The following is a 14,471-nucleotide window of genomic DNA, read 5'->3' on the forward strand; positions in this document are numbered from 1 at the left end:
TCGCGGCTGTTGCGTGGCTACGGCTGCTCGCCCTGGGCCTGTACGGCCGTGATGGCGACGGTGTTCACGATGTCCTGCACCAGCGCGCCGCGGGAGAGGTCGTTGACCGGCTTGCGCAGCCCCTGGAGGACCGGGCCGACGGCGACGGCGCCCGCGGAGCGCTGCACGGCCTTGTACGTGTTGTTGCCGGTGTTCAGGTCCGGGAAGATCAGCACCGTGGCCCGGCCCGCGACCTCCGACTCCGGCAGCTTGGTGCGCGCGACCGCCGCGTCGACGGCCGCGTCGTACTGGATCGGCCCCTCCACCAGAAGGTCCGGGCGGCGCTCGCGGACGAGTTCGGTCGCCTTGCGGACCTTGTCGACGTCGGCGCCGGAGCCGGAGGTGCCGGTGGAGTACGACAGCATCGCGATGCGCGGCTCGACGCCGAACCGGGCGGCGGTGGCGGCCGACTGGATGGCGATGTCCGCGAGCTGCTCGGCGTCCGGGTCGGGGTTGACGGCGCAGTCGCCGTAGACGAGCACCCGGTCGGCGAGGCACATGAAGAAGACGGACGACACGATCTGCGCGCCCGGCTTGGTCTTGATGATCTCGAAGGCGGGGCGGATGGTGGCGGCGGTCGAGTGCACCGCGCCGGAGACCATGCCGTCGGCCATGCCCTCCTGGACCATGAGCGTGCCGAAGTAGGAGACATCGGCGACGACGTCGTAGGACAGCTCGTAGCTGATGCCCTTGTGCGCGCGCAGCTGGGTGTACAGCTCGGCGAACCGCTCGCGCAGCGGGGAGGTGTGCGGGTCGATGAGGTGGGCGTCGCCGAGGTCGATGGAGAGTTCGGCGGCGCGCTTGCGGATCGCGGTCTCCTCGCCGAGGAGCGTCAGATCGCAGACGTCCCGGCGCAGCAGCACGTCGGCGGCGCGCAGTACGCGCTCCTCGGTGCCCTCGGGCAGGACGACCCGGCGGCGTCCGGTGCGGGACCGTTCGATCAGCTCGTGCTCGAACATCATCGGCGTGGTCCGGCCGGACCGGGCGACGGAGATGCGCCGCGTCAGCTCGGCCGTGTCCACGTGCCGTTCGAAGAGTCCGAGGGCGGTCTCGGCCTTGCGCGGCGAGGCGGCGTCGAGCTTGCCCTCGATCGAGAAGAGCTGCTCGGCGGTGGGGAAGGAGCCGCCCGGCACCGAGACGACGGGCGTGCCGGGGGCGAGCCGGGAGGCGAGCGCGAGGATGTCGGGGCCGGGGCGCTCGTCGAGGGTGAGCACCACGCCGGCTATGGGCGGCGCCCCGGCGCTGTGCGCGGCGAGCGCGCCGACGATGAGGTCGGCGCGGTCCCCGGGGGTGACGACCATGCAGCCTTCGGTGAGGGCCTTGAGGAAGGTGGGCAGCATGGCGCCGCCGAAGACGAAGTTCCGTACGTCGCGGGCGAGCCCGGCGGCGTCGCCGAGCAGCACTTCGGCGTCGAGGGACTGGACGATCTGGGCGACGGTGGGCGCGGAGAGCGAGGCGTCCTCGGGCAGCGCGTAGCAGGGCACGGGCAGCCGGGCGGCGAGCCGTTCGACGATGGCGGCGCGGTCGCCGGGCGCGACCCGGTTGACGACCAGGGCGACGACGTCGCAGCCGAGCGCCTCGTAGGCGCGGTAGGCGTTGCGGGCCTCCGACCGTACGGACTCGGCGCTCTGGTCCTGGCCGCCGACGACGGGGACGACGAAGGCGCCGAACTCGTTGGCGAGCCGGGCGTTGAGCGCCAGTTCGTCGGGGAGGTTGGTGGCGCCGTAGTCGGTGCCGAGCACCAGCACGTACTCGTATTCGCGGCCGACCGCGAGAAAGCGCTCGACGAGCTGGGAGACCAGTTCGTCGGTGCCCTGCTCGGCCTGGATCGCGGTGGCTTCCGCGTACGTCATCCCGGAGGCCGCCTCCGGGGTCTGGCCGAGCCGATAGCGGGACCGCAGCAGATCGAAGAGGCGGTCGGGGCCGTCGTGCAGGAGGGGGCGGAAGATGCCCACTCGGTCCACATGGCGGGTCAGGAGTTCCATGACTCCGAGTTCGACGACCTGCCGGCCGTCGCCGCGGTCGATCCCGGTCACGTATACGCTGCGCGTCACGCGTGCTCTCCTTGATCCATCTCGGTCCAGCAGCTGTGCTTTTGCCGGTTTTCTGGTCAAAAACACCCGGTATGGCGGGCTTGCCCTCTTGACAATACCCGCGGCCCTGGATAGGGCGCAGCGAGAGGTGGGGGCAGCAGTGCCACCGGGGTCATGAAACAATCAAACTGGCTCACATGTACCGGTAGCGAGCAGGAGACACAGCACGATGCGCATCGGAGTTCTCACCGCAGGCGGCGACTGCCCCGGCCTCAACGCTGTCATCCGTTCGGTGGTGCACCGAGCGCTCGTCGGCCACGGCGACGAGGTCATCGGCTTCGAAGACGGCTTCAAGGGCCTCCTCGACGGGCGGTTCCGCAAACTCGACCTCGACGCGGTCAGCGGCATCCTGGCCCGCGGCGGCACCATCCTCGGCTCCGCCCGCCTGGAACGCGACCGGCTGCGCGAGGCGTGCGAGAGCGCCCAGGACTTCTCCCGCGCGTACGGCATCGACGTGCTCATTCCCATCGGCGGCGAGGGCACTCTCACCGCCGCCCGGATGCTCTCCGACGCGGGCGTCCCGGTCGTCGGCGTCCCCAAGACCATCGACAACGACATCTCCGCCACCGACCGCACCTTCGGCTTCGACACCGCCGTCGGCGTCGCCACCGAGGCCATCGACCGCCTCAAGACCACCGCCGAGTCGCACCAGCGCGTCATGGTCGTGGAGGTCATGGGCCGGCACGCGGGCTGGATCGCCCTGGAGTCCGGCATGGCGGGCGGCGCGCACGGCATCTGCCTGCCGGAGCGCCGCTTCGAGGTCGACGACCTGGTGAAAATGGTCGAGGAGCGCTTCTCGCGCGGCAAGAAGTTCGCGGTCGTCTGCGTCGCCGAGGGCGCGCACCCCGCCGAGGGCTCGATGGACTACGAGAAGGGCGCCATCGACCAGTTCGGCCACGAGCGCTTCGCGGGCATCGGCAACCGGCTGGCCGTGGAACTCGAACGGCGCCTCGGCAAGGAGGCCCGCCCGGTCATCCTCGGCCACGTCCAGCGCGGCGGCACCCCCACCGCGTACGACCGCGTCCTCGCCACCCGCTTCGGCTGGCACGCCGTCGAAGCCGCCCACCGGGGCGACTTCGGCAACATGACGGCGCTGCGCGGCACGGACATCACGATGGTGCCGCTGGCGGAGGCCGTGACAGAGCTGAAGCGGGTGCCGGAGAACCGGATGAACGAGGCGGAGTCGGTCTTCTAGCCGGGCGGTGGGGGGCGGTTTCCACTTCGGCTTCGGCGGCGGGTCGACTTCAGCTGACTGCGGGTCAGCTCCGGGCGCAGGCCGCGCTGTTGGCCGGGCGGGGGGTGTGCTCGTACCCCCCGCACCCGGTCAGCGGCCGGGCTTCTCGCCCGCCTGCTCGCCCACCTTCTCGCTCGCGTCGAGGAAATCGCTCACGAGGCGGCGGGCGTACGCGGCGTCGAGTCCGGCCGGGCGGAAGAGGATGCGGTACATCATGGGGGCGACGATGCGGTCCATCGCCGTCTCGACATCGGGAACGCTCGCCTCGCGGTCGGCCGCCCGAGCGAAGATCACGTCGATCTGTTCGGCCGCGTAGGCCGAGCATTGGCCGGCGTTGCTGCCGTCCGGGTCACCGAGCAGCGCGTCACGGATGTAGGCACGGCCCGACGCGGACGACATCTCGTCGAGGAACTGCTCGGCCCAGGCCGTCAGGTCGGCCTTCAGGTCGCCGTGGCCCTCCGGCTCGGTATCGGGCCGCAGCCGCTCCACCGCGACGTCCGACAGCAGTTCCTGTAGGTCGCCCCAGCGGCGGTAGATCGTCGAGGGGGTGACTCCGGCGCGCTGGGCGACCAGCGGGACGGTCAGCGCGTCGCGGCCCTGCTCCGACAGGATTTCCCGGACAGCGGTGTGCACCGACGTCTGCACCCGGGCGCTGCGCCCGCCGGGGCGCACCATCTGCTTACGGCTCATGACACCACCTTAAAGCACAATCCTTGCGTTTAGGAGGGCGCGCACCAGGGCGACGGGAGCCGAACGGCGTGGGGGCGGGCCAGGCCCCGTACCGCCCCGCCTCGGCCCGGCTCGCACGCCGCGTTCAGGCGACCGGCGCGAGCGGCCGGGCGGACTGCGTCCGCTCGTAGGCGTGGCCCACTCGCAGCAGTTCCCGCTCACCGAAGGGCCGCCCGAGCAGCTGCATGCCGATCGGCATGCCCGCCGTGTCGTGGCCCACCGGAACGGACAGGGCGGGCACACCGGTGATGTTGGCCGGGGAGGAGAGACGCACGTAAGCGTCGGAGACGGCCTCGACCGATCCGTCGGACCAGGTGACGGTCTCCTGGCCGGCCTTCACCGCGGTCATCGGGACCGACGGGGCGGCGATCACGTCGACTTCCTCCAGGATGCGGGCCCATTCCTCCTGCATCAGCGTCCGGGAACGCTGGGCGCGCAGATAGTCGCCCGCGCCCATCAGCTCGCCGGCCTCCAGGAGGATGCGGACGTCCGGCTGGTACAGATCGGGGACCGTACGCAGCGTGCCCTCGTGGTAGGCGGTGGCCTCCGGCACCATCAGCCCCCACTGGGTGGCCTGGATGTACCGGGTCATCGGGATGTCGATCTCGACGAGCCGGGCGCCGAGCTTCTCCAGGTGGGCGATGCCCTGGCGGACGGCGGCCTCGACTTCCGCGTCGACGTGGTCGAAGTAGTAGTTGCGCGGCACGCCGACGCGCACGCCCGTCAGATCCGGCTCCCGTTCCGGCCGGTGGTCGACGGCGGGGGTGGCCAGCGAGGCGGGGTCGCGCGGGTCGTGTCCGGCGAGGACGGTCAGGACCAGGGCCGCGTCCTCGACGGTGCGGGTGACGGGGCCGACGTGGTCCAGCGACCAGGACAGGGACGTGACGCCGTGGCGGGGCACCAGCCCGTAGGTCGGCTTGAGGCCCACGACCCCGTTCAGCGCGGCGGGGACCCGGATCGATCCGCCGGTGTCGGTGCCGAGGGCGAAGGTCGCCGCCCCGGCGGCCACCGCGACGGCGGACCCGCCGCTGGAGCCGCCCGCGACCCGGCCGCGGTCCCAGGCGTTGCCGGTCTGCGGGGTGGTCAGTCCGTACGCGAACTCGTGGGTGTGGGTCTTGCCGACCAGGACGGAGCCCGCGGCCCGCAGCCGGGCGGCGACCGTGCTGTCGGCGGCCGCGCGGTGGCCGGCCCGGACCCGGGAGCTGGCGGTGGTGGGCGTACCGGCGACGTCGATCAGGTCCTTGAGCCCGGCCGGTACGCCGTGCAGCGGCCCCCGGAACACGCCGCCGGCCGCTTCCCGCTCGGCCTCGCGCGCCGCGTCGCGGGCCTGCTCCGCGGCGACCGCGACATAGGCCTCGACGTGCGGATTCACCTGGTCGATGCGGTCGAGGACCGAGTCCACCAGCTCGACGGGGGACAGCTGCCGGGCCCGGATCCGCTGAGCGGCGGCGGCGAGGGACAACTCATACGGCTGCATCGTGCTGCTCCTTTCCCGCGCGGTAGGCGCCGGCGGGCGGGGTGTCCCCGAAGTCCAGTTCCCGCAGGACCGCGACGACGGAGTGGATGTGGTTGGCGGTGGCGGCGGCCGCGGTGTGGCGGCCGCCGGGCAGTGACAGCCCGGCACGGGCGGCCCAGCGGGCGGCCTCGGGAGGCGTGAGTTCGGCGGAGGGCACGGCTTCTCTCCTGGTCAGGGGCGCGACGGCGAGGCGCCCCGCACTAAAAGCTAACGGTTTGCGTTAGCTCGACTGTAGGCCTTACGGTCGACTTAACGCAAACGCGTTGCGTTTACGGAGTGCGGAATACGCAAGGAGCCCCATGCCCAGAGTCGTGACCGACGCTCGCCCGTGCCCCCGCGCACCGCTCCCACCGGCCCGCCCGTGTCGGCACGCGGCCCCGGGGCCCGGAGCCCGGAGCCCGGAGCCCTACAGGGATTCACCACCCGGCGCTACGGGCTGGGGGCCACCTCACACGCGTACGCCATCGCCGCCGCCCTCCTCGCACTGGCGGCCCTGGAGGCGCTGGCCGCGTCGCGGCGCGGGGCAGTCCGCGCCGAAACCGACCACTCCCGCTGAACCGACCGTTCCCGCTGAAGAAAGCAAAGGAAGCACCACACCATGAACACCTCCCCCGCCCCCCTCATCCCCTCCTGGACCGTGGGCGGCGTCACCGTCCACCGCGTCGACGAAGTACCCCTGCCGCCCGCGACCGGACCCTGGCTGCTGCCCGACGCCACCCCCGAGGTCGTGACCGCCCAGGACTGGCTGCACCCCCACTTCGCCGGCCGCGACGGCATCCTGCACATCGACAGCCACAGCTTCGCGTTCGTCGTGGACGGGCTGCGCGTCCTCGTGGACACCGGCATCGGCAACGGCAAGGAGCGGGCCAACCCGGCCTGGCACAACCTGCGGACCGACTTCCTGGAGCGCCTCACCGCCGCCGGCTTCCCCCCGGACTCCGTCGACCTGGTGATCCTCACCCACCTGCACGCCGACCACGTCGGCTGGAACACCCGGCAGGTGAACGGCGAATGGGTCCCCACCTTCCCCAACGCCCGCTACCTCACCACGCGCGCCGAACGCGACTTCTGGGCCACGTACGACATGGATGAGGCACGCCGGCAGATGTTCGCCGACTCCGTGATCCCGGTCGAACAGGCAGGCCTGCTGCACGCCGTCGACGTCCCGTCCAACGGCGCCGAGATCGCCCCGGGCGTACGCCTCATCCCGACGCCCGGCCACACTCCCGGCCACGTCGCCGTGGAACTGACCAGCCAGGGCGAGACGGCGGTGATCTCCGGCGACTGCGTCCACCACCCCGTCCAGCTCGCCCACCCCGCCATCGGCGCCTGCGTCGACATCGACCCGCAGCAGTCCGAGGCCACACGCCACAAGCTGCTCGGCTCCCTCGCCGACACGGACACCCTCCTCCTCGGCACCCACTTCGCCCCGCCCACCGCCGGCCGCGTGGTCACCCACGGGGACGCCTACCGGCTGCGGCTCGTACCCGCTTCCTGATGCCGTCGCCAAGCCGTCGCTGCCACCGCGGGCATGACGCGGTGACAGCGACGCACGGCACTGGACACGGCCCCCAGGCCGCATCGGAGGCAACAGCCCCCGCGCCCGATCAGCCCCTCAGCCGCCGCGCATGAAGCGGTACATGCCGATCGACCCGTGCTCGGCGGTGTCGGCGAAGCCGAACTTCTCGTAGAGGAAGCGCGCCGGCCCGTCCGCGATCAGCGAGACGTACGCGGTAGCGGGCGCCCGGCGCTCCAGCTCGTCGGTGAGCGCGGCCATGATGCGCCGGCCGAGGCCCTTCCCCTGGTGCGCGGGGTCCACGCAGATATCGACGAGCTGGAACGCGGTACCGCCGTCGCCCACGATCCGCCCCATACCGATGGGCTCGCCCTCGTGATGCAGAACCACGCAGTACCAAGTGCCGGACAGCGCCAGCGCGACCGCCTCAGGGTCGCGGTCGGAGAGACCGGCAGCGGTGCGCAGGCGGCGGAAGATCTCAACAGAGGGCACGCCTTCGCGCACATCGTACGAATCGTTCGTAAAGTCCACGCACCTCATGCTAGGCGGCACCGGCCCGGAGGTCAGTTCTGCCAGTGAGTGTCCTGGTCAGTGCCCTTTCCATGCGCAGCGAGAATTCCGCCGCAGCCCGAGCGGGCGGCCGAGACGCATGAGACGGACGCCCCCTTCAAGGTCATCGGCAAGCGGGTAACGCTGCTAGGGGACGGGCCAGGTCAGCACAGAGAGAGTTCGACGAAGGGTTCCGCCACAGCGCGGAACAACTGAGGCAGCGCTCGCACTTCGGTCTGCTACGGACCGTTGAACTTCAGGTGATACTCAACGACTGTAGAGAACACCCACATATGGACGGACCGTTCATCCTGGTAACCCCCAAGAAGCGTCCAGCTCAGGCTCTCACGCCCCACGAGTCGCTGACCCTGATCGAGAAGATGCTGGGAGAACTATGAACACTGAAGGTTCCGTGCACAGCGTCCCCGAACTCGCCTGGTTCAAAAGCACCTACAGCGGCGGCGAAGGCGGTGCCTGCGTCGAGGTGGCAATCGAGTGGCGCAAGTCCAACCACAGCGGTGGCGCCGGTGGCGAGTGCGTAGAAGTAGCCGCCGACTGGAGCAAGTCCACCCACAGCAGTGGCGAGGGTGGAGAGTGTGTAGAAGTCTCCACCGATTGGAGCAAGTCCTCTCACAGCAGCGGCGAAGGCGGTGCCTGCCTCGAAGTCCGCCCCTGCCCCCGCACCGTCCACGTCCGGGACTCCAAGGACAAGCAGGGCCCCCAACTCGCCGTCACGCCCGCCGCCTGGACCGCCTTCGTCTCATACGCGGCCACGGCCTGAGCAACGGCCGTCCCCAGCCCCCGCGTTCAACCTCTGAACGTTCCGAACGTCCCAACGGCGGGCGGAGGCCCGCCCGGTAACGCTGTACGAAAACGCACCGCCCCCACACTTCCTCGGGGCGGTGCGTTTTTGTGGGCCCGCTCCCAAGGTGTATGGGCGGTGAACTCCCGTTGCCCGCAATGCCCTTGGGCCTGCCCTCGCATGACCGATTGGGCAGGTAACGACTGCCTCCCCGTTCAGTGGATCGTTCTTGACTCAACAGGTATGCACCTGGCACGCTTCTTGAGTAACCTAAAGTCGGAAACCGACTCCTAGTCAGAACCTGGGGCAGGTTCAGCGCGATTGCCGCGCGTGACGGCCGGCGCGACCGCCGGTGGGTTACCTGGCCTCATCGCGCCAAACGGGGAATTACCAAGGGGAAACACGTGTCACCGTCTGTGTCATCCGGAATTCGTCACGATCGGGGGATCGCAACACCCGTGCTCCTGCGGCTCAAGCCACCGAACCACGTCTTGGACATCAGTGCCCCTACGGGTACTTGTCCGCTCACCGGATGCTCACCCTGACCGACACGCGAACCATCCCCCCACATTCGTCGCCGCCGCCCAGGCGTGCCGCCGCAATGGCGGTGTGCCCCTCGTCGCGACGGCGGTATTCGCGACCGTAGCCCGTCGCGCGGCCGTCACGGCACTTTTCGTGGCAGCGCCGACGCCCCCTGCGCCACGCCGTCGCGCCCTTTACTTGCTTCTCTCGCCCACTCGCACGCCGCAGTGCCTTTTCGAGGCCGCTCGCGGTCGCTCCGTCCACCCTTCGTCGCGCGGCGCCGGATTCTCGAACCCGAGCCGTCGGCCATGACGTCATTCCCGAAAACCGCCGTGCGTGAACGGCCGCCGTGGCAGCGCCGCGTGTGGTGTTCATGCCATTCCGTAATCCGCTGTATCGCCGCTCGTATCGCGGCGCGACATCCCCTGCCCCACCGAACCAGCGTTGTATGCGCGCCGCCGCTTCGGCGGCGCAATCCCCCCTGTCCGTAAGGAGTTTCCTGGTGCCCGTATTCGAGTCATCCGAAAAAGCGGTCCGCATCTTCAGCGACCTGTTCAACATCCTTCTCAAGGACGAGACCTTCACCAAGCGCATGCGCGAGTCCGGGATCTCGCTGCACCTCATCCAGGTGAAGCCCGACGTCGAGCTGTACGTCACGCCGGACGGCGTGCACGTCGGCGCTCCCCCGGCGCCCGCCGCGATACGCATCAAGATGACCAGCGACACCGCGCACAGCCTCTGGCTGGGCAAGCTGCTGATGCCGGTGGCGCTCGCCACCGGAAAGGTGCGGATCAAGGGCAGCGTGGCCAAGGTGCTGGAATTCGTGCCCCTGCTCCAGCCCGCCTTCGACCAGTACCCCCAGATCGCCGCGGACGAGGGCCTGCCCGTCTAACGGGCCCCCTCGCCCGTACGGCCCGCACGAACACCCGGCCTCAGCAGAGGCCGTGCTCAACCCTTCTCCTTGCGGCACCACGCCGACGGTTCCGCACGGCACAGCACCAGGCATGCCTCCGCATGCCCAGGAACAATGAACGGATACCAATGAGCGACACTGCATTCCAGAGCGCCCCCGTCGACTTCCTCGCGGAACCGCCGCAGATCCAGGAACTCCGGGAGCGGATCAAGGAGTTCGTCGACAAGGACGTACGTCCCCGGGTCGCGGACAACGACCGCGCGCCGGCCGAGGACTTCGACTGGGAGCTGGTGCGCCTCGGGCACGAGGCGGGGCTGCTGCGCCTGGTGGTCCCGAAGGAGTACGGCGGGCTGGGGCTGGGCGTGCTCGGCGTGGCGGTGGCCCTGGAGGAGATCGCGGCGGCCTGTGCCGGCACCGCCCTCATATTCGGCGCGACGCTGCTGGGCCAGGCCCCGGTGCTGCTCTCCAGCGACCCGCACCTCCAGGCCCGGTTCCTGCCGCTGTTCTCCGGCGACAACCCGGTCCTGGCCTGCAACGCGATCACCGAGGACCAGGCCGGCTGCGACCTGCTGATCCCGGAGAACGCCGAGCACGCCGTCGACGTGGTCCAGGCCCGCCGGGACGGCGACAGCTACCTGCTGACCGGCCGCAAGCGGTTCATCACCAACGCGCGGCTCGCGGAGTTCGGCAGCGTGTACGCCAACATCGAGGGCCACCCGGGCGCCACCGGCCTCACCGCGTTCATCGTGCCGCTCGACTCCCCCGGCGTCACCCGCGGCCCGGTCGCCGACAAGCTGGGCTATCGCGCCTGCCTGGGCAGCGAGTTGCTGTTCGACAACGTCCGCGTCCCCGCCGAGAACGTCGTCGGCGGCGAGGGCAACGGCATGCTCATCAACATCCAGCAGATGAACATGGCGCGGGCCACGGTCGCCGCGATCTCCACGGGCGTCGCCCGCGGCGCCTTCGACCTCGCCAAGGACTGGTGCGCCGAGCGCGTCCAGGGCGGCGTGCCGCTCCACCAGCACCAGTTCACCGCCCGCAAGCTCGCCGAAATGGCGGCGAAGGTCGAAGCCTCCCGGCTGATGTACCTGAAGGCGGCGCAGGCGGCGGACACCGAGATCCCCGCGCCCACGTACGAGCCCGCCACCGCGAAGCTCTTCGCCGACCGGGTCGCCATCGAGGTGGCGCAGGAGGCCATGTCCCTCATGGGCGCGCGCGGTTACCTGCGCGAGAACGGAATGGAGAAGTTCGTACGGGAGTCCTTCGGCGCCCGCATCTACGAGGGCACTCCCGAGGTGCTCGCCCTGGCCATCACCGAGGCCCTGTACGCGGAGGACGACTTCTGAGCACCCGCCCCGCAACGCTCGTTGTTGCCGTTCTTCCCGTTCTCAACGCCAACGTGAGGAGCACCAAATGACCACGACGACTCCGCCGGCGGCCGGCTCCGCCCACCCCTGGCTCGTGCCGTTGGGCCTGCCCCCCGATACCGAGGGCTCCCCCGCGGTCGAACCCGTCGTTCCCGCCGTTCCCGTCATCCCCGCCCTTCCCGACGGACCGGCCGCTCCGGCCGGGACGCCCGTTCCGGACGGGACGGATACCTCGGACGGGACCGACGTACGAGCCGAGGCCCCCGCCGCCTCCGAGAGCGGTGTACGCCGCCGCTACATAGAGGACATCCTCCGGCTGCACAGCAGGCTCAGCTTCGGCGGGCTGGCGGGCCGGCTGCACCGTACGGACTCCTACGTCTACCGGGCCGCCCACGGCAAGGGCGTCATCACCACGGCCGCGCCCACCTCGGCCATACCGGAGCGCTATCTGCTGGGGCTGGCCGGATTCCGGCTCTCCGAATATCTGCGCGCGGGCTACGCGAGCGAGGACATCGTCTTCGACAACTCGCTCTTCTGCGAACCCGTGCAGGGAATTCACGAGTCCGACATCCACGTCATCACCACCGATCAGGAGACCGGCCGGATTCTCGGCTACGTCTCGCTCGCACACAGCGAGGACCACGCCCCGCGCCCCCTGGACGCCCCGGACCGCAGGCTGTTCCCCTGCGAACAGGCCCATAACCTGCGCCTGTTGTCGCTGCTCAAGCCCTACGACGGCCTGACCACGCACTCCGTACGGGAAGTGAAGCGCTTCGTGCAGGCGCACTCCCTCACCGACCGCACCATGCGGCTGCGGGTCATGCTGGGGCTGCTGGCCGGCATCTCGGGGATCCTCTGCCAGGAGCGCCACACGACCAGAATGCTGATCGGCGACGTCGAGAAGCACGTGGCACTGCGCCACCTGGTGCTCCTGGGCCTCGACGTCCATCTGCTGGACGGGACGACGCCCCGCCTCGGCCTGAAGGAACTCATGCACCCCATGTACGTCACCCGCGAGAAGGTGTACCCCTTCCTCGCACATCTCCCCTCGTCCGAGGAGACGGTCCGCCGTACCGCCGTGGTCCAGCGAGCCGCCGCGGCGGACGCCCCCTTCAAGGCCGTACGGGACCTGCTGTCCGAACTCTCCGGCTCCGTGCAGCACATCGAGGTGGCGGCGTAGTGACCGATACTTCGCTATCCGGCGCCGCTTCGGCTGCGTCCGACGGTTCGGCGGCGTCCGACGGTTCGGCGACACCCGACACCCCGTCGGCGCCCGAGACACCGTCGGCGCCCGAGACCGCCATGCCCGAGGACCGCGACGCGTTCTACGCGGAGTTCACCGAACGCAACCGCGGCTTCATCTCGTCCGCGACCCAGCAGCGGCTCGGTAAGGCCCGGCTGCTGATAGCCGGCTGCGGATCGACCGGCGGGGCCGCCGTGGAGCCGCTGGCCCGTATCGGCGTGCAGGACTTCGTCATGGCCGACACCGGCAGCTTCGAACTGAACAACCTCAACCGGCAGCACGCCGCCTACGCCGACATCGGGCGCCACAAGGCGGAGGTGGCCGCGGAGCGCGTACGGGCCATCAATCCGTACGTCAAGGCCGAGACGGTGCCGGAGGGCATCACCGAGGACAACGCGGACAAGCTGGTCGCGGGGTGCTCGGTGGTCATCGACGGCGTCGACGTCACCGAACGCTCCGGCTGGCAGGCCAAGTACACGCTGCACCGCGCCGCGGCGCGGGCCCGGGTCCCCGTGCTGACGGGGTACGACATGGCCGGCACCCAGTACATCCGGTTCTACGACTACCGGCGTGCGGGTTCCGAGCCCTTCGACGGCAGGGTCAGCGCGCACCAGGTCGACCACGCGGTCATCTGGACGCTGCTCTTCCGCGTGATCCCCACCCGGTTCATTCCGCTGGAGATGCTCAAGAACGCCCGCGAGCACCTGGGCGAGGACGGCTACAGCGTGCCGCAACTCGTCTACGCCTCGCTGCTGTTCGGCGCGCTCACCTCCCGGATGACCGCGGAGATCCTCTCCGGGGCCCCGGTCAAGCGCAACGTCGCCGTCAACGCACACAGCGCCACCCGCCCGCTGCCTCGCCGACTGGCCGCGGAACTGGAACGGCCGCTCGTGCTCATCGGCGGGCTCCGCAAGCTCGCGACGCGCAACCGCGCCGCGAGCGACGCGGCACGAAACGGCCGGGATACCCCCGAAGCGGCTTCCTGAACCGCACCCGGCGTCAGGGAGCCGTACCCGGCGAAAGGGCCGGGCGGGGCGTCACACGATGACCCCCGCCCGGCCCGCCGCGTGATACTCCGTCAGGCCGTACGACGAGTACGGCCGACAGCTCAGCCGACGGGCCGCGTGACACTCTGTCAGGCCGTACGCCGAGCGCACCCAGGCGACCCGGCCGGTCCCAACACCCCGGCCGACACGGTCGGACCCGCGTGACAGCCAGGCCCGGTTCAGACCGGCGTGACAGCCAGGCCACCGGTCAGGCCGACGCCTCCGGCGCCTTGCGCAAGCCGCCCAGCATATGGCCGACCACCTCGGACATCTCCTGGCACGTCCGCGTGGGATCGCCCGCGAACGCCACCGACGTGGCCGCCTCGCAGAGGGTGCCGAAGATGACGACGGCCGTGGCGTCCAGCGCCACGGACTGGAGTTCGCCGCGCTCCCGGACCGTCTCCAGCAGACCCTTCATGTGCGGCAGCGCCAGTTCCTCGTCGATCTCCCGGCACCGCCGCACGCCGAGCACCTCGGCGGACTGGCGCAGCAGCGACCGCTTGTGCTCGTCGGCCACGTAACCGCGCAGAAACGCCTGCACGGCCTCGGACGCCACTTCCCACGGGGTGGCGTCCGGCCCGGGCACGGCCAGCGCCGCCGTCAGGACCTGCCCGATGGCGTCCTGCTGGGCGACCCGGAACACCTCGTCGAAGATGGCCCGCTTGTCCGCGAAGTGGTGGTAGACGGCGCCCTTGCTGACCCGGGCCGCTGCGGCGAGGTCGTCGATGGACGTGGCGTCGAACCCCTTCTCCGCGAACAGGCCCGAGGCCGCCTCCAAGAGCGCGGCGCGGGTGAGGGCCGCGTATTCCTCACGTCTGGACTTGACTGCCATAGTGCCCCCAAGGATACTCACCGACTGAGAGTCGCTTTTCGACTCAGAGTATTTTTACTATCCCCCACTG

General features: G+C 70.4%; 14 protein-coding genes. 8 read left to right on the plus strand and 6 right to left on the minus strand.

Annotation, left to right across the window (positions count from 1 at the left end; genetic code table 11):
* Nucleotides 1-17: 17 nt before the first annotated feature.
* The gene (gene pta / locus AB0I22_RS22490) at nt 18-2,093 is read right to left on the minus strand and encodes a phosphate acetyltransferase (RefSeq protein WP_363132631.1); all 2,076 of its coding nucleotides are present in this window, start codon (nt 2,091-2,093) and stop codon (nt 18-20) included.
* 208 nt (nt 2,094-2,301) lie between these two features.
* Here pta and AB0I22_RS22495 point away from each other — a divergent pair, with 208 nt between their 5' ends.
* Nucleotides 2,302-3,327, plus strand: coding sequence for an ATP-dependent 6-phosphofructokinase (locus AB0I22_RS22495; protein ID WP_363132632.1), 1,026 nt, complete (start codon nt 2,302-2,304; stop codon nt 3,325-3,327).
* 129 nt (nt 3,328-3,456) lie between these two features.
* On the opposite strand, the gene AB0I22_RS22500 is transcribed toward AB0I22_RS22495, so the two are convergent.
* From AB0I22_RS22500 to AB0I22_RS22510, 3 genes are all read right to left on the minus strand, one after another.
* Nucleotides 3,457-4,056: a TetR/AcrR family transcriptional regulator gene (locus AB0I22_RS22500; RefSeq protein WP_363132633.1), complete on the minus strand. Its 600-nt coding sequence runs from the start codon at nt 4,054-4,056 to the stop codon at nt 3,457-3,459.
* Nucleotides 4,057-4,180: 124 nt separating this feature from the next.
* The gene (locus AB0I22_RS22505; RefSeq protein WP_363132634.1) at nt 4,181-5,572 is read right to left on the minus strand and encodes an amidase; all 1,392 of its coding nucleotides are present in this window, start codon (nt 5,570-5,572) and stop codon (nt 4,181-4,183) included.
* Nucleotides 5,559-5,768 (minus strand): hypothetical protein, encoded by a 210-nt coding sequence (locus AB0I22_RS22510; protein WP_363132635.1) that lies wholly within the window; start codon nt 5,766-5,768, stop codon nt 5,559-5,561. The genes AB0I22_RS22505 and AB0I22_RS22510 overlap by 14 nt, the downstream gene beginning before the upstream one ends.
* A gap of 171 nt (nt 5,769-5,939) precedes the next feature.
* Between AB0I22_RS22510 and AB0I22_RS22515 the strand changes: the two genes are divergently transcribed.
* Nucleotides 5,940-6,167 (plus strand): hypothetical protein, encoded by a 228-nt coding sequence (locus tag AB0I22_RS22515; RefSeq protein WP_363132636.1) that lies wholly within the window; start codon nt 5,940-5,942, stop codon nt 6,165-6,167.
* A 42-nt stretch (nt 6,168-6,209) separates the two neighbouring features.
* The gene (locus tag AB0I22_RS22520; protein ID WP_363132637.1) at nt 6,210-7,109 is read left to right on the plus strand and encodes an MBL fold metallo-hydrolase; all 900 of its coding nucleotides are present in this window, start codon (nt 6,210-6,212) and stop codon (nt 7,107-7,109) included.
* A gap of 117 nt (nt 7,110-7,226) precedes the next feature.
* Here the strand turns inward: AB0I22_RS22520 and AB0I22_RS22525 are convergent, their stop codons facing one another.
* Nucleotides 7,227-7,658: a GNAT family N-acetyltransferase gene (locus AB0I22_RS22525; RefSeq protein ID WP_363132638.1), complete on the minus strand. Its 432-nt coding sequence runs from the start codon at nt 7,656-7,658 to the stop codon at nt 7,227-7,229.
* A gap of 412 nt (nt 7,659-8,070) precedes the next feature.
* On the opposite strand from AB0I22_RS22525, the gene AB0I22_RS22530 reads away from it, so the two are divergent.
* From AB0I22_RS22530 to AB0I22_RS22550, 5 genes are all read left to right on the plus strand, one after another.
* Nucleotides 8,071-8,457: a DUF397 domain-containing protein gene (locus tag AB0I22_RS22530; protein WP_363132639.1), complete on the plus strand. Its 387-nt coding sequence runs from the start codon at nt 8,071-8,073 to the stop codon at nt 8,455-8,457.
* A 1,045-nt stretch (nt 8,458-9,502) separates the two neighbouring features.
* The gene (locus AB0I22_RS22535) at nt 9,503-9,892 is read left to right on the plus strand and encodes an SCP2 sterol-binding domain-containing protein (protein WP_363132640.1); all 390 of its coding nucleotides are present in this window, start codon (nt 9,503-9,505) and stop codon (nt 9,890-9,892) included.
* A 149-nt stretch (nt 9,893-10,041) separates the two neighbouring features.
* A complete protein-coding gene (locus AB0I22_RS22540) occupies nt 10,042-11,259 on the plus strand; it encodes an acyl-CoA dehydrogenase family protein (protein WP_363132641.1) in 1,218 nt (405 codons plus the stop codon).
* 67 nt (nt 11,260-11,326) lie between these two features.
* On the plus strand, nt 11,327-12,460 hold the full coding sequence (locus AB0I22_RS22545) for a hypothetical protein (protein ID WP_363132642.1): 1,134 nt from the start codon (nt 11,327-11,329) through the stop codon (nt 12,458-12,460).
* Nucleotides 12,460-13,509, plus strand: coding sequence for a ThiF family adenylyltransferase (locus tag AB0I22_RS22550; protein WP_363132643.1), 1,050 nt, complete (start codon nt 12,460-12,462; stop codon nt 13,507-13,509). The genes AB0I22_RS22545 and AB0I22_RS22550 overlap by 1 nt, the downstream gene beginning before the upstream one ends.
* Nucleotides 13,510-13,777: 268 nt before the next feature.
* On the opposite strand, the gene AB0I22_RS22555 is transcribed toward AB0I22_RS22550, so the two are convergent.
* Nucleotides 13,778-14,401 carry a TetR family transcriptional regulator gene (locus AB0I22_RS22555; protein ID WP_363132644.1) on the minus strand — a complete coding sequence of 208 codons (624 nt, stop codon included), beginning with the start codon at nt 14,399-14,401 and terminating at the stop codon, nt 13,778-13,780.
* Between the last annotated feature and the right edge of the window lie 70 nt (nt 14,402-14,471).

This window comes from Streptomyces sp. NPDC050610, from assembly GCF_040654875.1.
Taxonomy (GTDB): domain Bacteria; phylum Actinomycetota; class Actinomycetes; order Streptomycetales; family Streptomycetaceae; genus Streptomyces.